The organism is Streptococcus mitis (assembly GCF_009496155.1).
Lineage (GTDB): Bacteria > Bacillota > Bacilli > Lactobacillales > Streptococcaceae > Streptococcus > Streptococcus mitis_BQ.
On the sequence record NZ_WIJP01000023.1, the window covers coordinates 1 to 17,511 of the forward strand.

14 protein-coding genes and 3 tRNA genes are annotated in these 17,511 nt (G+C 34.8%); 9 read left to right on the forward strand and 8 right to left on the reverse strand.

Annotated features, from left to right (window positions below; genetic code table 11):
- Positions 1 to 203: 203 nt before the first annotated feature.
- Positions 204 to 2,846, reverse strand: coding sequence for a YhgE/Pip family protein (locus GEZ84_RS10075; RefSeq protein ID WP_153224437.1), 2,643 nt, complete (start codon positions 2,844 to 2,846; stop codon positions 204 to 206).
- 127 nt (positions 2,847 to 2,973) lie between these two features.
- On the opposite strand from GEZ84_RS10075, the gene GEZ84_RS10080 reads away from it, so the two are divergent.
- Positions 2,974 to 3,516: a TetR/AcrR family transcriptional regulator gene (locus tag GEZ84_RS10080; RefSeq protein WP_153224438.1), complete on the forward strand. Its 543-nt coding sequence runs from the start codon at positions 2,974 to 2,976 to the stop codon at positions 3,514 to 3,516.
- A 40-nt stretch (positions 3,517 to 3,556) separates the two neighbouring features.
- Here the strand turns inward: GEZ84_RS10080 and GEZ84_RS10085 are convergent.
- The 7 genes from GEZ84_RS10085 to rlmH form a co-directional block, all read right to left on the reverse strand.
- Positions 3,557 to 3,630, reverse strand: a tRNA-Asn gene (locus GEZ84_RS10085).
- A gap of 5 nt (positions 3,631 to 3,635) precedes the next feature.
- A tRNA-Glu gene (locus GEZ84_RS10090) sits at positions 3,636 to 3,707 on the reverse strand.
- Positions 3,708 to 3,758: 51 nt separating this feature from the next.
- Positions 3,759 to 4,511 (reverse strand): competence system response regulator transcription factor ComE, encoded by a 753-nt coding sequence (comE, locus tag GEZ84_RS10095; protein WP_000866064.1) that lies wholly within the window; start codon positions 4,509 to 4,511, stop codon positions 3,759 to 3,761.
- Complete coding sequence (comD, locus tag GEZ84_RS10100) at positions 4,508 to 5,833, reverse strand: competence system sensor histidine kinase ComD (protein WP_153224439.1); 1,326 nt, start codon at positions 5,831 to 5,833, stop codon at positions 4,508 to 4,510. Before comD ends, comE begins: the two co-directional genes overlap by 4 nt.
- Before the next feature lie 12 nt (positions 5,834 to 5,845).
- On the reverse strand, positions 5,846 to 5,977 hold the full coding sequence (gene comC / locus GEZ84_RS10105) for a competence-stimulating peptide ComC (RefSeq protein WP_153224440.1): 132 nt from the start codon (positions 5,975 to 5,977) through the stop codon (positions 5,846 to 5,848).
- A gap of 165 nt (positions 5,978 to 6,142) precedes the next feature.
- Positions 6,143 to 6,216 (reverse strand) — tRNA-Arg (locus tag GEZ84_RS10110).
- Positions 6,217 to 6,259: 43 nt separating this feature from the next.
- Positions 6,260 to 6,739 carry a 23S rRNA (pseudouridine(1915)-N(3))-methyltransferase RlmH gene (gene rlmH, locus GEZ84_RS10115; protein ID WP_000695933.1) on the reverse strand — a complete coding sequence of 160 codons (480 nt, stop codon included), beginning with the start codon at positions 6,737 to 6,739 and terminating at the stop codon, positions 6,260 to 6,262.
- Positions 6,740 to 6,921: 182 nt separating this feature from the next.
- Here rlmH and GEZ84_RS10120 point away from each other — a divergent pair, with 182 nt between their 5' ends.
- From GEZ84_RS10120 to mfd, 8 genes are all read left to right on the forward strand, one after another.
- Complete coding sequence (locus GEZ84_RS10120; RefSeq protein WP_153224441.1) at positions 6,922 to 8,103, forward strand: S1C family serine protease; 1,182 nt, start codon at positions 6,922 to 6,924, stop codon at positions 8,101 to 8,103.
- Positions 8,104 to 8,160: 57 nt separating this feature from the next.
- Positions 8,161 to 8,919: a ParB/RepB/Spo0J family partition protein gene (locus tag GEZ84_RS10125; RefSeq protein ID WP_153224442.1), complete on the forward strand. Its 759-nt coding sequence runs from the start codon at positions 8,161 to 8,163 to the stop codon at positions 8,917 to 8,919.
- Between the two features lie 212 nt (positions 8,920 to 9,131).
- Entirely contained in the window at positions 9,132 to 10,493 is a 1,362-nt protein-coding gene (gene dnaA, locus GEZ84_RS10130; RefSeq protein ID WP_153224443.1) for a chromosomal replication initiator protein DnaA, read from the forward strand.
- A 158-nt stretch (positions 10,494 to 10,651) separates the two neighbouring features.
- Positions 10,652 to 11,788 carry a DNA polymerase III subunit beta gene (gene dnaN / locus GEZ84_RS10135; RefSeq protein ID WP_153224444.1) on the forward strand — a complete coding sequence of 379 codons (1,137 nt, stop codon included), beginning with the start codon at positions 10,652 to 10,654 and terminating at the stop codon, positions 11,786 to 11,788.
- 64 nt (positions 11,789 to 11,852) lie between these two features.
- On the forward strand, positions 11,853 to 12,047 hold the full coding sequence (locus tag GEZ84_RS10140) for a DUF951 domain-containing protein (RefSeq protein WP_000285186.1): 195 nt from the start codon (positions 11,853 to 11,855) through the stop codon (positions 12,045 to 12,047).
- An 85-nt stretch (positions 12,048 to 12,132) separates the two neighbouring features.
- Entirely contained in the window at positions 12,133 to 13,248 is a 1,116-nt protein-coding gene (gene ychF, locus GEZ84_RS10145) for a redox-regulated ATPase YchF (RefSeq protein WP_049524861.1), read from the forward strand.
- Positions 13,249 to 13,319: 71 nt separating this feature from the next.
- Complete coding sequence (pth, locus tag GEZ84_RS10150) at positions 13,320 to 13,889, forward strand: aminoacyl-tRNA hydrolase (RefSeq protein ID WP_153224445.1); 570 nt, start codon at positions 13,320 to 13,322, stop codon at positions 13,887 to 13,889.
- On the forward strand, positions 13,890 to 17,402 hold the full coding sequence (mfd, locus tag GEZ84_RS10155; protein ID WP_153224446.1) for a transcription-repair coupling factor: 3,513 nt from the start codon (positions 13,890 to 13,892) through the stop codon (positions 17,400 to 17,402).
- Positions 17,403 to 17,511 lie beyond the last annotated feature (109 nt).

Genomic DNA, 17,511 nt, shown 5'->3' on the forward strand with positions numbered 1-17,511 from the left:
TAAATAAAGCTAAAATCACAGAGTTCAGTTAGCTGACGTAAAAAGTGGGGTTTAGGAACAACGATATTATACAAACTAGAATAAGGACTGACATCCATAGTTAACTGATTATCAAGCATGATTTCACCTCATCTCTAGTATAACAAAAAAAGCCATCAAGTTGATGACTTTTTCAGTGGGCTCCAATTAAGCGGTCGATTTTTTTAATCTTCTTCCATTTTCTTAGGTTGATAGGCTAACATACCTAAACCAATAAATAGTGCTAGTATCACGGCAAGGAAAATGACTTGATGATGAATATTTCCTGTCATAGAGATTGTTTGTCGTAATCCCGAAACTGAATAACTCATTGGTAGCCAAGGATTAATGGCTCTAAATAAATCATTTGTCAAGGAAAGTGGATAAGTACCAGCACTTGATGCTAACTGTAATAAAAGCAAAATAAGTGAGAAGAAAGCTCCTATACGGCTATTCCATGTTGTTAAAGCTGTTACCATAGACATGAATACTAAACTTGTTAAGATGATGAGAATAAATGTTCTCATTTCATGATTAGCAGTTAGACCAATAAGATGAACTCCTCCATATACCAAAATTCCTGCCAAAACAGCTATAATACCATTTATTTCTGCTCGAGATTTCAACCAAGCCCAACGACTCTCTGGATGACGTCCTGAAGGCAACTTCGCAAAGATCATATTCGTTGATATTGCTGCAACAAAGAGAGCAACTGATATCATATAAGGAGCCATTGCAATTCCATTTACAGGAACTTGGTCATTGTCAGTTTTGGAGAGACTGAGAGGATTTGACAAAATCTCTGCATTTTTAGATTCCGTTGATGCTGATTTAAGTTGATCACTAGCATTACCTAGTCCTTGTCTTAAAGAAGCAACTCCTGACTGTAAATCTTCCAATCCAGAAGTTAACTTTGTTCCACCTTCTGCTAGTTTCCCAGCTCCATCTGCCAATTTATTAGCTCCATTCTCTAATTGAGAAGCACCTGAAATTAACTGACTGGATTTATCAGCTAGTTGGCTAGATCCTGAATGCAATTTATCAACTCCTGCTATCAATTCTTGACTCTTTTGATTCAATTCATTAGAGCCATTTGATAATTTTTCAATACCAGACACTAATTCTGGAGTTTTTTCAACTAATTGACCAACTCCTACTGTCAAGTTAGAAGATTTTTGTGTCAAGGTAGTTGAGCTTGAAACTAGTTGGTTCAAACTACCTGTCAAGGTGGAATTCTTTTCACTTAGTTGACTTGAGCCTTGAGAAACTTTATCAACACCTGCAGTATATGCATTTACACCCGATGTAATCGACTGACTAGCAGGAACTAATTTACTCGTCACTGCTCCCTGTATTTCTGTTAATCCACTTGACAATCCTGTCAAAGAAGCAGAAGCAAATGGTAATACTTGATTAGCTTGATTTTTTAAAATCGAAAGATTAGAAGATTGATTTTGTAAGTTTTCCAAACTTCCCTGTAAACCTTGAGCTAAAGCTACAATTGACTGAGCCGATTGAATACTATCAGTCGAATGTTGAGATACAGAAGCACTTATTTCAGCTTGTTGCTCACTTGTCAAAGATTGATAAGCTGCTGTCGATTGAATATTGGCTAGTGTAATCGCTTTATCAGACTGAGCACTTGCTAGCATTTGATTAGAGAGAGACGCTATACTTGATAAAACAGAATCTAATTGTTTTGTATCTCCAACATCAATATTTTGAATAGCTTGATTTAACTGATTCAGACCAGAAGATAATTGATTAATTTGATTTTTTTGCTCAGACGAAGCATCTAACTTGCTAGAAAGTTGTTGAATCCCTTCACTTAATTGCTCCACACCCATTCGAAGTGTAGCTGATTGATTAGATAACTGATTAGCACCTGTTGCAAGATTTCTCACTCCATTTGTATAGACACTAACACCAGATGAAAATTGATTAAGATCAGCATTAAGCTGAGAAACACCGCCAGTATAGGACTCTACACCAGTATATAATCGATTGATTCCTCCTACTAATTCAGTACTTTTAGAAGATAATTGACCTAATCCGCTATCTAATTGACTCACTGCACCATTATATGTAACTAAACCACTATTAAAATTCCCTAAGCCAAGATGAAGTTGTTCGACACCAGAGACATAAGAGGATAATCCTCTAGTAAACTGCTCCGTTCCATTTGAAAATGTTAAACTTGAATCTGCTAAAGAGTGTAAGTTAGTAGTTAATGTTTGACTTCCTGCCACTAACTGATTCGCTCCATCAGTTAATTTTTCACTGCCTGAAGCTGCTTGATTCATGCCATCCTTTAAATCAATCATTTTGTTAAATAAGGCTTTAGTATAGGTCTCAGTTACATTGGTAGAAACATTCTGCTTTAATTGTGTCATAGCAGAATCGCTCATCTTGCTAGCAATAAAACTATGACCACTTGAAGTCTGATAATCGATTTGCATTTGCTCTGGATGAGCCGTTAAAATAGAAGTTGCTTTTTCAGATAAATCACTTGGTAAAGTCACTACCATATAGTAATCGCCATTTTCTAAACTCTTCTTACCTTCTTCTTCATCTACAAAATGAAAATCCAAGGTTTTATTTTCTTTTAAGTTGGACACCATGTCTTTTCCTATAGACATGCTATTACCATTATAGGAAGCCTCTTTATCATGATTGACAACTGCCACAGGTAAATCAGACAATTGCCCATATGGATCCCACATTGAGGACAAAAATATGACATTGTACAGAGCTGGAATAAGAGAAATCCCTATCATGACAATAATAAAGGTTGGTTTTTTAAAAATTGCTTTCCATTCTTTAAACATAGTTTCTCCTTTTTTAAACATATTGTCTAAAATTTTGATATAATAGATTATACATTAAAAAATCTAAATTACAAGATAAAAAATCCATTTTTAGACATATAGTCTAATTTGTTTATAAGGAGGAAATATGAAGGAAAGTAATAAACGCTTAAAAACAAAGAGAACTATTGAAAATGCTATGGTACGATTACTGATGGAACAGCCATTTGATCAAATTTCTACTGTCAAGTTAGCAGAAAAAGCCGGAATTAGTCGTTCCAGCTTCTATACTCACTATAAGGATAAGTATGATATGATTGAGCACTATCAAAGCAAGCTATTTCATACATTTGAATATATTTTTCAAAAACATGCTCATCATAAAAGAGATGCTATTTTAGAAGTCTTTGAATATCTAGAGTCAGAACCACTTCTGGCTGCCCTTCTTTCTGAAAATGGGACCAAAGAAATTCAAAATTTCTTACGAAATAAACTTCATATCATGCTCAGTACAGATTTACAAAAGCGATTTATGCAACTGAATCTCAATACCACTGAATTAGAATACAGTAGCATCTATCTAACTCACGCACTTTTTGGTGTCTGCCAAACTTGGATTGCACATGGAAAAAAAGAAAGTCCTCAAGAAATAACAGACTTCCTTATGAAGATGCTTGGTGATACGAATTGATACAAAAAGCGGAACACAGTTGTGTTCCCTTTTATCTATACTCCGCCAGTAGGACTCGAACCTACGACATCATGATTAACAGTCATGCGCTACTACCAACTGAGCTATGGCGGATAAAATAGTCCGTACGGGATTCGAACCCGTGTTACCGCCGTGAAAAGGCGGTGTCTTAACCCCTTGACCAACGGACCTTCTATCTGTAGCAGATATAACCATTATATCAATTTCTTACTAATTGTCAATCACTTTTTAGATTTTTTCTCTAGAATATCTTTTAATTTTCTAATTTTTAATCTTGAAATAGGACAACGATGATCTTCATAGAAAACAATTTCTAGGTTTTTTCGATCAATTTCTCTGATATTGCCTATATTTACCAAAAATGACTTATGAGGAGAATAAAATCGCTGAGTATGTTTGTCCTTTTCCTGAATATCTGTCATTGTTCCATAGAACTCTTTTGCAAAATTCTTACCAATAATGCGTAATTTATGAGAGACACCTGTCGTTTCAATATACAGAATGTCATGGTAAGGAATTTTTAAATCATTTCCCTTGTAATTGTAGTCAAAATAATCTACCACATCTTCATTTTCAAGTAACATACTCTTCGTGTAGAAAATATTTTGCTCAATTCTCTTCTTAAACATCTCATCATTGATATCCTTATCAACAAAATCTAAGGCTGATACCTGGTATTTATAGGTTAGAGTCGCAAACTCTGATCGACTGGTGATAAAGACGATAATAGCGTAAGGATTGTAATGACGAATGAGCTGAGCAACCTCAAATCCCTTTTTCTCAATCCCATGAATATCGATATCTAGGAAATAAAGCTGATTTACTTCATCATTTTCAATGTATTCTTCAAATTCACGGACTTTTCCCGTTGTCTTGTATGATATTGGAATATTCGATTCTTTCGAAATTTCATCCAATATTCTCTCTAGTCTCACTTGATGTTCAATAACATCTTCTAAAATTAAAACTTTCATTCAAATTCCCTCTTAAATCTAATAATTTGTCTAAATGTACTGCCTTCCATCTCTGTTTCTAAAATAATATTATTGTACTTATCTAATAATTCTTTCACATTATTTAAGCCTACTCCACGATTTCTTCCCTTAGTAGAGAATCCTAATGCAAATAAATCTCCTGAAGGAGTCATCGTCATTTTACATGAATTCTGAATCACAATAACTGTTTCAGTTTCCATCTTAATAACTGCTACTTCCATCTGCTTTTTATAACTATCAGCTGATCCTTCGACAGCATTGTTCAATAAAACGCTCATGATACGAACTAAATCCAACAGGTCTATTGGTAATCTAGTAATTATATCTTTTACTTCCAGTGTAAACTCCACACCGTTATTTCGAGCATAGACAATTGACTGAGCAACCAAACTTCGTAAAGCTGAGTCTTCTATGTTGTTCAAATCAAAGTAAGTGTACTTATCTGAACGCAGTTTATGATTTGCTTTGACCAAAACTTCGTTGTAAACTCTGTCAATTTCCTGTAAATTACCACTGTCAATTGCCATCTGCATACTAACAAGCATACCAGCATAATCATGTCTAAATCCACGGATTTCATTATACAGTCCGACAATTTCATCTGTGTAGTTTTGTAAATGTTTCTGTTCAAATTTCTTCTGCTTCAAAGCAATCTCTTTCTCCATTTGTTCTTTATGAGAATTCATTGCAAAGAAGGTCAAAAGTAACGATATAAAGACAATAGATGATAAAATACTTCCAAAACTATTCAAATGTTTAATCGTACTTACCATATCGGAAACGAAAGATGCAGTATGGAGCAATAGTAAAGCAAAAAATACTTTTTTCAAGAAAGGATAAAGGTAGTCCTTGTCAAAATAGGTTAGTTCCAAATGGAAATAATGAATGATTTTTAAGATGATAAAATAGGTCAACACCGTTATAACGAAAAAGAATAACCCATAATATTGTAAAACAAAATTGTCTCCTGTTATAGAGGAAAAAGTTACGGACAGAAAGGTGTGAGGACTTTCATATAAAAGAGATAGTAGTAAACTTAGGAATAGTCCTCTATCCCTCTCATACTGTTTAATCCATCGAAAATAGGAATATAAGCCCAAAGGAAATAAAAATGTTGCAATCCCTAACCCATCTAAAGATAGAAAATAAAAAGGAAGACCAAGGACTATTTGTAATAGTAGTGTATAAGCACCAAAAATGTATAATTCCTTTGATTTTATTTGACCTTTACAAATTAAATGGTAACTGTGACTAATAATTAAAAAATATAATATAAAATCTACTACTAAGAAAAAATCCATTCTGCTACTCCTTTATCTTCTTCTAAAGAAATTAAACAAATTAAACAAAGCATCATCTAGTTTCCTCATCTCCCCACCTTGAATCTTTTGCAAGTCTTTTTCCTTCAAGGTTACAAACTGTTCCAATTTAACTGTGTTTTTCATAATAAAATCTCCTAAAATGTTTTTTTCTTGTAAGCTAACTTACAAAAACCATTATACAAAATGGAATTTCATTTTAGATAAAATTCTCTCAACTGTCATTTTTTTCTCCCAAAGTGTACTTTTTTAAGAAAAAAGCCGGGAAAATTCCCAGCTTTGCTACTATATTGATCCCAGCAGGATTCGAACCTGCGACCGTTCGCTTAGAAGGCGAATGCTCTATCCAGCTGAGCTATGAGACCTAACACCATTATTCTACCAAAAATTCAATTAAAAGTCAATTTTCTATTTATGATAGGGTGATCCCTGCTGAATCGTAAAAGCGCGATAGATTTGTTCAACAAGAACTAGTCTCATTAACTGATGGGGCAAGGTTAAGCGACCAAAACTAACAGAAAGATTGGCTCTCTTTTTTACAGCTGATGATAATCCTAAACTCCCTCCAATAATAAAGGTAAGAGTAGAAAATCCTTTTATAGAAGCTTCTTCTAACTGCTTACTAAATTCTTCCGAGGAGAAAGCTTTCCCTTCAATAGCTAACGCAATAACAAAATCACGGTCAGCAACTTTTGATAAAATTCTCTGACCTTCTATTTCTAAAATCTTTTGATTTTCTGACTCACTAGCCTTATCTGGTGTTTTTTCATCTGCCAGCTCAATCATTTCAAGCTTAGCAAATCGAGAAATTCGTTTTGAATATTCTGCGATACCATCTTTTAAATACTTTTCTTTCAGTTTCCCAACTGTTACAACTTTAATTTTCATGACTCTATTCTAACATATTCTCTATTTTTTCACACCTTATTCACAAAATAAAAGGTTAATTTTAACCGAGAAAACCACAGATTTTTGGAAGTTATCCACAATCTGTGAAAAACTTTTGTGTTTAAGTTATAATTAAGCTAGTCAGTTTATACTTTCAGTAATTCAAAAATATGGAGGCAAATATGAAACATTTACAAAGATTTTACAAAAAATGGTTTCAATTATTAGTCGTTATCGTCATTAGCTTTATTAGTGGAGCCTTGGGTAGCTTTTCAATAAACCAACTAACTCAAAAAAGTACTGTAAGTACCTCTAACAACAATAGCACTATCACACAGACTGCCTATAAAAACGAGAATTCAACAACTCAGGCTGTTAACAAAGTAAAAGATGCTGTTGTTTCTGTTATTACTTATTCAGCAAACAGACAAAATAGCGTATTTGGTAATGATGATACTGATACAGATTCTCAGCAAATCTCTAGTGAAGGATCTGGGGTTATTTATAAAAAGAATGACAAAGAAGCTTATATTGTCACCAATAATCACGTTATAAACGGTGCCAGCAAAGTAGATATTCGTTTGTCAGATGGAACTAAAGTACCTGGAGAAATCGTCGGAGCTGACACTTTCTCTGATATTGCTGTCGTCAAAATCTCTTCAGAAAAAGTGACAACAGTAGCGGAATTTGGTGATTCTAGCAAGTTAACCGTAGGAGAAACTGCTATTGCCATTGGTAGCCCGTTAGGTTCTGAATATGCAAATACTGTCACTCAGGGTATTGTATCTAGTCTTAATCGAAATGTGTCTTTAAAATCTGAAGATGGACAAGCCATTTCTACAAAAGCCATCCAAACTGATACTGCTATTAACCCAGGTAACTCTGGTGGCCCACTAATCAATATTCAAGGACAGGTTATCGGAATTACCTCAAGTAAAATTGCCACAAATGGGGGAACATCTGTAGAAGGACTTGGTTTCGCAATTCCTGCAAATGATGCTATCAAGATTATTGAACAGTTAGAAAAGAACGGAAAAGTGACTCGTCCAGCTTTGGGCATCCAAATGGTCAATCTCTCAAATATTAATACAAGTGATATTAGAAGACTGAATATTCCAAGCAGTGTAACATCTGGTGTAGTTGTTCGTTCTGTGCAAAGTAATATGCCTGCCAATGGTCACCTTGAAAAATACGATGTTATTACAAAAGTAGATGACAAAGAGATTGCTTCATCAACAGACTTACAAAGTGCTCTTTACAGTCATTCTATCGGAGACACCATTAAAATAACTTACTATCGTAACGGTAAAGAAGAAACTACATCTATCAAACTTGACAAGAGTTCAGGTGATTTAGAATCTTAATTGACATCTATGTAAAGAAAGCTTTACATAAGAGAAAAGATGTGTTAGTGTAGAATCATGGAAAAATTTGAAATGATTTCTATCACAGATATACAAAAAAATCCCTATCAACCCCGAAAAGAATTTGATAGAGAAAAATTACATGAACTAGCACAGTCTATTAAAGAAAATGGGATCATCCAACCGATTATTGTTCGTCAATCTCCTGTAATTGGTTATGAAATCCTTGCAGGAGAGAGACGCTATCGGGCTTCACTTTTAGCAGGTCTAAGGTCTATCCCAGCTGTTGTTAAGCAGCTTTCAGACCAAGAGATGATGGTTCAGTCCATCATTGAAAATTTACAGAGAGAAAATTTAAATCCAATAGAAGAAGCACGCGCCTATGAATCTCTCGTAGAGAAAGGATTTACCCATGCTGAAATTGCAGATAAAATGGGCAAGTCTCGTCCTTACATCAGCAACTCCATTCGTTTGCTTTCCTTGCCAGAACAGATCCTCTCAGAAGTAGAAAATGGCAAACTATCACAAGCCCATGCACGTTCTCTAGTTGGGTTGAATAAGGAACAACAAGACTATTTCTTTCAACGAATCATCGAGGAAGATATTTCTGTAAGGAAGTTAGAAGCTCTTCTGACAGAGAAAAAACAAAAGAAACTTCAAAAAACGAATCATTTCATACAAAATGAAGAAGAACAATTAAAAAAACTACTCGGATTAGATGTAGAAATCAAACTGTCTAAAAAAGACAGTGGAAAAATCATGATTTCTTTTTCAAATCAAGAAGAATATAATAGAATTATCAACAGCCTGAAATAAGGCTGTTCTTTTATTTTTTTATCTCACAAGGTTATCCACTATTTTTTTCAATAAAAAGCTTAATAAGTCAATAGTTTTTGGTTTTATCCCCAACCTGTGGATAAAACTTGGTAACATTGTGGATTATTTTTCACAGCTTGTGGAAAATTCTTGCTCTCTATGGTAAAATAGGTCTAGTATTAAACTTTTAAATAGTAAAGGAGGAGAAAGGATTGAAAGAAAAACAATTTTGGAATCGTATCTTAGAATTTGCTCAAGAAAGACTGACTCGATCCATGTATGATTTCTATGCTATTCAAGCTGAACTCATCAAGGTAGAGGAAAATGTTGCTACTATATTTTTACCACGATCTGAAATGGAAATGGTCTGGGAAAAACAACTAAAAGATATTATTGTCGTTGCTGGATTTGAAATTTATGATGCTGAGATTACTCCCCACTATATTTTCACTAAACCTCAAGGTACGACTATCTCACAAGTTGAAGAAGCTATAAATTCAACTCTTTATGACTATAGTCCAAAGTTGGCATCTATTCCTTATTCGGATACTGGATTAAAAGAAAAGTATACCTTTGATAATTTTATTCAAGGGGATGGAAATGTTTGGGCAGTATCAGCCGCTTTGGCTGTCTCTGAAGATTTGGCTCTGACCTATAACCCTCTTTTTATCTATGGAGGACCTGGGCTTGGTAAGACTCACCTGTTAAACGCTATTGGAAATGAAATTCTAAAAAATATTCCAAATGCGCGTGTCAAATATATACCTGCTGAAAGCTTTATTAATGACTTTCTTGATCACCTAAGACTTGGAGAAATGGAAAAATTTAAAAAGACCTATCGCAGTCTTGATCTTTTGTTAATCGATGATATCCAGTCTCTCAGCGGAAAAAAAGTCGCAACTCAGGAAGAATTTTTCAATACCTTTAATGCCCTTCATGACAAGCAAAAACAGATTGTCCTAACGAGTGATCGTAGTCCAAAACATTTAGAAGGGCTTGAAGAAAGGCTTGTCACGCGCTTTAGTTGGGGGTTAACCCAAACTATCACACCTCCTGACTTTGAAACACGTATTGCCATTTTACAAAGTAAAACGGAACATTTAGGCTACAATTTCCAAAGTGATACTCTAGAATACCTAGCTGGGCAATTTGATTCAAATGTTCGAGATCTTGAGGGAGCCATCAACGACATCACTTTAATTGCCAGAGTAAAAAAAATCAAGGATATCACTATTGATATTGCTGCAGAAGCTATTAGAGCTCGCAAACAAGATGTTAGCCAAATGCTCGTCATCCCAATTGACAAAATCCAAAATGAAGTTGGTAACTTTTATGGTGTCAGTATCAAAGAAATGAAGGGAAGCAGACGCCTTCAAAATATTGTTTTAGCCCGTCAAGTAGCCATGTATTTATCTAGAGAACTAACAGATAATAGTCTTCCAAAAATTGGGAAGGAATTTGGAGGAAAAGATCATACAACAGTCATTCATGCCCATGCAAAAATTAAATCTTTGATTGATGAAGACGATAATTTACGTTTAGAAATCGAATCAATCAAAAAGAAAATTAAATAACTTGTGGATAACTTTCGTATTTTTATCTTTTTTATCCACATTTTTTAAACAATCCAAAAATCTTGATATGACTTGCTTTAAGTCTGTTTTCCACAGATTTCACAGACTCTATTATTACTATTATCCTTCTAATACTAAAAATAAATAAAGGAGAATCCATGATTCATTTTTCAATTAATAAAAATTTATTTCTACAAGCATTAAATACTACTAAGAGAGCTATTAGTTCTAAAAATGCTATTCCTATTTTATCAACCGTAAAAATTGACGTAACCAATGAAGGTGTTACTTTAATTGGTTCAAATGGTCAAATTTCAATTGAAAATTTTATTTCTCAAAAAAATGAAGATGCTGGTTTATTAATTACTTCTTTAGGTTCGATCCTTCTTGAAGCTTCTTTCTTCATCAATGTGATATCTAGTCTTCCAGATGTGACTCTTGATTTTAAAGAAATTGAACAAAATCAAATTGTTTTAACTAGCGGCAAATCAGAAATTACCCTAAAAGGAAAAGATAGCGAACAATATCCACGAATCCAAGAAATTTCAGCAAGTACTCCTTTAATACTTGAAACAAAATTACTCAAGAAAATTATTAATGAAACAGCCTTTGCTGCAAGTACACAAGAGAGTCGTCCAATTTTAACAGGTGTTCATTTTGTATTGAGTCAGCACAAGGAGCTAAAAACAGTGGCAACAGACTCTCATCGCCTAAGCCAGAAAAAATTAACGCTTGAGAAAAATAGTGATGATTTTGATGTTGTCATTCCTAGCCGTTCTCTACGCGAATTTTCAGCGGTATTTACAGATGATATCGAAACTGTAGAGATTTTCTTTGCCAATAACCAAATCCTCTTTAGAAGCGAAAATATTAGCTTCTATACACGTTTGTTAGAAGGAAACTATCCTGATACAGATCGTTTGATTCCAACAGACTTTAACACTACTATTACTTTTGATGTGGTAAACTTACGCCAGTCAATGGAACGTGCTCGTCTTTTATCAAGTGCGACTCAAAATGGTACTGTGAAACTTGAAATTAAAGGTGGTATTGTTAGCGCCCATGTTCACTCTCCAGAAGTTGGTAAAGTAAACGAAGAAATCGATACAGATCAGGTTACTGGTGAAGATTTGACCATTAGTTTCAACCCAACTTATTTGATTGATTCCCTTAAAGCTTTAAATAGCGAAAAGGTTACAATCAGCTTTATTTCTGCAGTTCGTCCCTTCACACTTGTGCCAGCAGATACTGACGAGGACTTCATGCAACTTATCACCCCAGTTCGTACAAATTAAGTGAAAGAGGTTGAGCCTGGCTCGCCTCTTTTATGATATAATCGAAAAAGAAAAGGAGAGTAGTATGTATCAAGTTGGAAATTTTGTTGAAATGAAAAAACCACATGCTTGCACAATCAAATCAACAGGAAAAAAAGCTAATCGTTGGGAAATTACACGTGTAGGAGCAGATATCAAAATAAAATGCAGTAATTGTGACCATGTTGTCATGATGGGACGCTATGATTTTGATCGAAAAATGAATAAAATTATTGACTAAGAAGCCTTAGATTAGAGGGTTAGCAAGTTTTTCCTTTTTGTGTTATAATATTAGGGATTGAAATGAAAACGGAGAATGAGAAAATATGGCTTTAACAGCAGGTATCGTTGGTTTGCCAAACGTTGGTAAATCAACACTATTTAATGCAATTACAAAAGCAGGAGCAGAGGCAGCAAATTACCCATTTGCGACGATTGATCCAAACGTTGGAATGGTAGAAGTTCCAGATGAACGCCTCCAAAAATTGACGGAAATGATTACTCCTAAAAAGACAGTTCCAACAACATTTGAATTTACAGATATCGCAGGGATTGTAAAAGGAGCTTCAAAAGGAGAAGGGTTAGGGAATAAATTCTTGGCCAATATCCGTGAAGTAGATGCGATTGTTCATGTAGTTCGTGCTTTTGATGATGAAAATGTCATGCGTGAGCAAGGGCGTGAAGATGCCTTTGTAGACCCACTTGCAGATATTGATACCATTAACCTGGAGTTGATTCTTGCTGACTTAGAATCAGTTAATAAACGCTATGCGCGTGTAGAAAAGATGGCACGTACGCAAAAAGATAAAGAATCAGTAGCAGAATTTAATGTTCTTCAAAAGATTAAACCAGTCCTTGAAGATGGGAAATCAGCTCGCACCATCGAATTTACAGATGAGGAGCAAAAGGTTGTGAAAGGTCTCTTCCTTTTGACGACTAAACCAGTGCTCTATGTTGCCAATGTGGACGAGGATGTGGTTTCAGAACCTGACTCTATCAACTATGTTAAACAAATTCGTGAATTCGCAGCGACAGAAAATGCTGAAGTAGTCGTTATTTCTGCGCGTGCTGAGGAAGAAATTTCTGAGTTAGACGAAGAAGACAAGCAAGAGTTTCTTGAAGCACTTGGGTTGACAGAATCAGGCGTTGACAAGTTGACTCGTGCAGCTTACCACTTACTTGGACTTGGAACTTACTTCACAGCTGGTGAAAAAGAAGTTCGCGCTTGGACCTTTAAGCGTGGTATGAAGGCTCCTCAAGCAGCTGGGATTATTCACTCAGACTTTGAAAAAGGATTTATTCGTGCAGTAACCATGTCATATGAGGATCTAGTGAAATACGGATCTGAAAAGGCCGTAAAAGAAGCTGGGCGTTTGCGTGAAGAAGGAAAAGAATATATCGTTCAAGATGGCGATATCATGGAATTCCGCTTTAATGTCTAAAAAATTAATAAATAGTGTCAATTAGGTTGGAAAAAAATTCCAACCCTTTTGGCTTTTGAAAGGAAAAATAAATGACAAAAATACTTGTGGGATTGGGAAATCCAGGAGATAAATATTTTGAAACCAAACACAACGTTGGCTTTATGCTGATTGATCAACTAGCGAAAAAACAAAATGTCACTTTTACACACGATAAGATATTTCAAGCTGACCTAGCATCATTTTTCCTAAATGGAGAAAAAATTTATCTGGTCAAACCAACGACCTTTATGAATGAAAGTGGAAAAGCAGTTCATGCTTTATTGACTTACTATGGTTTGGATATTGAAGATTTACTTATCATTTACGATGATCTTGACATGGAAGTTGGAAAGATTCGTTTAAGAGCAAAGGGCTCTGCAGGTGGTCACAATGGTATTAAGTCTATTATTCAACATATTGGAACTCAGGTCTTTAACCGTGTTAAGATTGGAATCGGAAGACCTAAAAATGGTATGTCAGTTGTTCACCATGTTTTGAGTAAGTTTGACAAGGATGATTATATTGGTATTTTACAGTCTATTAACAAAGTTGACGATTCTGTAAACTACTATTTACAAGAGAAAAATTTTGAGAAAACAATGCAGAGGTATAACGGATAAATGGTGACCTTATTAGATTTATTCTCAGAAAATGATCAGATTAAAAAATGGCATCAAAGTTTAACAGATAAGAAAAGACAACTAATACTTGGTTTATCAACGTCTACTAAGGCTCTTGCAATTGCAAGCAGTTTAGAAAAAGAAGATAAGATTGTGTTATTGACGTCAACTTATGGAGAAGCAGAAGGACTTGTTAGTGATTTTCTATCAATCTTGGGTGAGGAACTTGTCTATCCATTTTTGGTAGATGACTCCCCTATGGTAGAGTTTTTGATGTCTTCACAAGAAAAAATCATTTCACGGGTTGAAGCCTTGCGTTTTTTGACTGATTCGTCTAAGAAAGGGATTTTAGTTTGTAATATCGCAGCAAGTCGATTGATTTTACCGTCTCCCAATATATTTAAAGATAGTATTGTAAAAATAACAGTTGGTGAAGAATATGACCAACACGAACTTATCCATCAGTTAAAAGAGATAGGCTATCGAAAAGTTACACAAGTACAAACTCAAGGCGAATTTAGTCTGCGAGGAGATATTTTAGATATTTTTGAAATATCCCAGTTAGAACCTTACCGAATTGAGTTTTTTGGTGATGAAATTGATGGAATTCGTACTTTTGAAGTCGAAACACAATTATCGAAAGAAAATCAGACAGAACTCACCATCTTTCCAGCTAGCGACATACTTTTTAGAGAAAAGGATTATCAACGAGGACAGTCAACTTTAGAAAAACAAATTTCAAAAACTTTATCACCTATTTTAAAATCATACTTAGAAGAAATTCTTTCAAGTTTTCACCAAAAACAAATGCATTTAGATTCTAGGAAGTTTTTATCTTTGTGTTATGACAAGACATGGACTGTGTTTGACTATATTGAAAAAGATACCCCAATATTCTTTGATGATTATCAAAAATTGATGAATCAGTATGAAATATTTGAAAGAGAATTAGCGCAATACTTTACAGAAGAATTACAGAATGGTAAAGCAGTTTCTGAAATGCAGTATTTTGCAGATACAGAGCAGATCTATAAAAAACAGAGTCCAGTTACCTTTTTCTCTAATCTGCAAAAGGGGTTAGGAAATCTCAAGTTTGATCAAATTTATCAATTTAATCAATATCCTATGCAGGAGTTTTTCAATCAATTTTCTTTTCTAAAAGAAGAAATTGAACGATATAAAAAAATGGATTACACCATTATTCTGCAGTCTAGCAATTCAATGGGAAGTAAAACATTGGAGGATGTGTTAGAGGAATACCAGATTAAATTGGATTCTAGAGATAAGTCAAATATCTGTAAAGAATCTGTAAACTTAATTGAGGGTAATCTCAGACATGGTTTTCATTTTGTAGATGAAAAGATTTTATTGATTACTGAACATGAGATTTTTCAAAAGAAATTGAAACGTCGTTTTCGAAGACAACATGTTTCAAACGCAGAGAGATTAAAAGATTACAATGAACTTGAAAAAGGAGATTACGTTGTTCACCATATTCATGGAATTGGTCAATATCTAGGAATTGAAACAATTGAAATAAAAGGAATCCACCGCGATTATGTCAGTGTCCAGTATCAAAATGGTGATCAAATCTCCATCCCAGTGGAACAGATTCATCTACTATCTAAATATGTTTCAAGTGATGGTAAAGCGCCCAAACTCAATAAATTAAATGACGGTCATTTTAAAAAGGCCAAGCAAAAAGTTAAGAACCAGGTAGAGGATATAGCTGACGATTTAATCAAACTTTATTCTGAACGCAGCCAGTTGAAGGGTTTTGCTTTCTCAGCTGATGATGATGCTCAACATGCTTTTGATGATGCCTTCCCTTATATTGAAACGGATGATCAACTTCGTAGTGTTGAGGAAATCAAGAGAGATATGCAGGCTTCTCAACCAATGGATCGGCTTTTAGTTGGGGATGTTGGTTTTGGAAAGACTGAAGTTGCTATGCGTGCAGCCTTTAAGGCAGTCAATGATCACAAACAGGTTGTTGTCTTAGTTCCGACGACGGTTTTAGCGCAACAGCACTATACGAATTTTAAGGAACGATTCCAAAATTTTGCAGTTAATATTGATGTGTTAAGTCGTTTTAGAAGTAAAAAAGAGCAGACTGAAACACTTGAAAAATTGAAAAACGGTCAAGTTGATATTTTGATTGGAACCCATCGTGTTTTGTCTAAAGATGTTGTGTTTGCTGATTTGGGCTTGATGATTATAGATGAGGAACAGCGATTTGGTGTCAAGCATAAGGAAACCTTGAAAGAACTGAAAACACAAGTAGATGTCCTGACCTTGACAGCAACTCCAATTCCTCGTACCCTTCACATGTCTATGCTGGGAATCAGAGATTTGTCTGTTATTGAAACTCCGCCGACTAATCGCTATCCTGTTCAGACCTATGTTTTGGAAAAGAATGATAGTGTCATTCGTGATGCGGTCTTACGTGAAATGGAGCGTGGAGGTCAAGTTTATTATCTTTACAACAAAGTTGACACAATTGATCAGAAGGTTTCAGAATTACAGGAGTTGATTCCAGAGGCTTCGATTGGTTATGTTCATGGGCAAATGAGTGAAATTAAGTTAGAAAATACTCTACTGGATTTCATTGAAGGTCAGTATGATATTTTGGTGACAACTACCATTATTGAGACAGGGGTGGACATTCCAAATGCCAATACTTTATTTATTGAAAATGCGGACCATATGGGCTTGTCAACCTTGTATCAATTAAGAGGAAGAGTTGGTCGTAGCAACCGCATTGCTTATGCTTATCTCATGTATCGTCCAGAAAAATCAATCAGTGAAGTATCTGAAAAGAGATTAGAAGCGATCAAAGGATTTACAGAATTGGGCTCTGGATTTAAGATTGCAATGCGAGATCTTTCGATTCGTGGAGCAGGAAATCTTTTAGGCAAGTCTCAGTCTGGTTTCATTGATTCTGTTGGTTTTGAATTGTATTCGCAGTTACTAGAGGAAGCTATTGCTAAACGAAATGGTAATGCTAACACTAACACAAGAACCAAAGGGAATGCTGAGTTGATTTTGCAAATTGATGCCTATCTTCCTGATACTTATATTTCTAATCAACGACATAAGATTGAAATTTACAAGAAAATTCGTCAAATTGACAACCGTGTCAATTATGAAGAGTTACAAGAGGAGTTGATGGACCGTTTTGGAGAGTACCCAGATGTAGTTGCTTATCTTTTAGAGATTGGTTTGGTCAAATCATACTTGGACAAGGTCTTTGTTCAACGTGTGGAAAGAAAAGATAATAAGATTACAGTTCAATTTGAAAACATTACTCAGCGACTGTTCTTGGCTCAAGATTATTTTAAAGCTTTATCCGCAACGAATTTAAAAGCAGCCATAGCTGAGAATAAGGGACTAATGGAAGTTGTATTTGATGTCCGAAACAAGAAGGACTATGAAATTTTAGAAGGTCTGCTCATTTTTGGAGAAAGTTTATTAGATATAAAAGAGTCAAAAGAAGGTAAATTCCCAAACTAAGTTCCACCGCTAGTAGAAGTGGAAGTTAGTCTGATAAAAATCGTAAAAACCAGTGGAAATCCGTTTCAGGGTAAGTTCCACTGGTTTTACTAATGCTTGATTTCATCGC

Bases quoted from the DNA above. Each gene is read 5' to 3' on its own strand.
- GEZ84_RS10125 (WP_153224442.1), top strand. From the start codon at position 8,161: ATGGAAAAATTTGAAATGATTTCTATCACAGATATACAAAAAAATCCC.
- comC (WP_153224440.1), bottom strand. From the start codon at position 5,977: ATGAAAAACACAGTTAAATTGGAACAGTTTGTAACCTTGAAGGAAAAA.
- mfd (WP_153224446.1), top strand. From the start codon at position 13,890: ATGGTGACCTTATTAGATTTATTCTCAGAAAATGATCAGATTAAAAAA.
- pth (WP_153224445.1), top strand. From the start codon at position 13,320: ATGACAAAAATACTTGTGGGATTGGGAAATCCAGGAGATAAATATTTT.
- comE (WP_000866064.1), bottom strand. From the start codon at position 4,511: ATGAAAGTTTTAATTTTAGAAGATGTTATTGAACATCAAGTGAGACTA.
- GEZ84_RS10075 (WP_153224437.1), bottom strand. From the start codon at position 2,846: ATGTTTAAAGAATGGAAAGCAATTTTTAAAAAACCAACCTTTATTATT.
- GEZ84_RS10080 (WP_153224438.1), top strand. From the start codon at position 2,974: ATGAAGGAAAGTAATAAACGCTTAAAAACAAAGAGAACTATTGAAAAT.
- dnaN (WP_153224444.1), top strand. From the start codon at position 10,652: ATGATTCATTTTTCAATTAATAAAAATTTATTTCTACAAGCATTAAAT.
- ychF (WP_049524861.1), top strand. From the start codon at position 12,133: ATGGCTTTAACAGCAGGTATCGTTGGTTTGCCAAACGTTGGTAAATCA.
- rlmH (WP_000695933.1), bottom strand. From the start codon at position 6,739: ATGAAAATTAAAGTTGTAACAGTTGGGAAACTGAAAGAAAAGTATTTA.
- comD (WP_153224439.1), bottom strand. From the start codon at position 5,833: ATGGATTTTTTCTTAGTAGTAGATTTTATATTATATTTTTTAATTATT.
- GEZ84_RS10120 (WP_153224441.1), top strand. From the start codon at position 6,922: ATGAAACATTTACAAAGATTTTACAAAAAATGGTTTCAATTATTAGTC.
- GEZ84_RS10140 (WP_000285186.1), top strand. From the start codon at position 11,853: ATGTATCAAGTTGGAAATTTTGTTGAAATGAAAAAACCACATGCTTGC.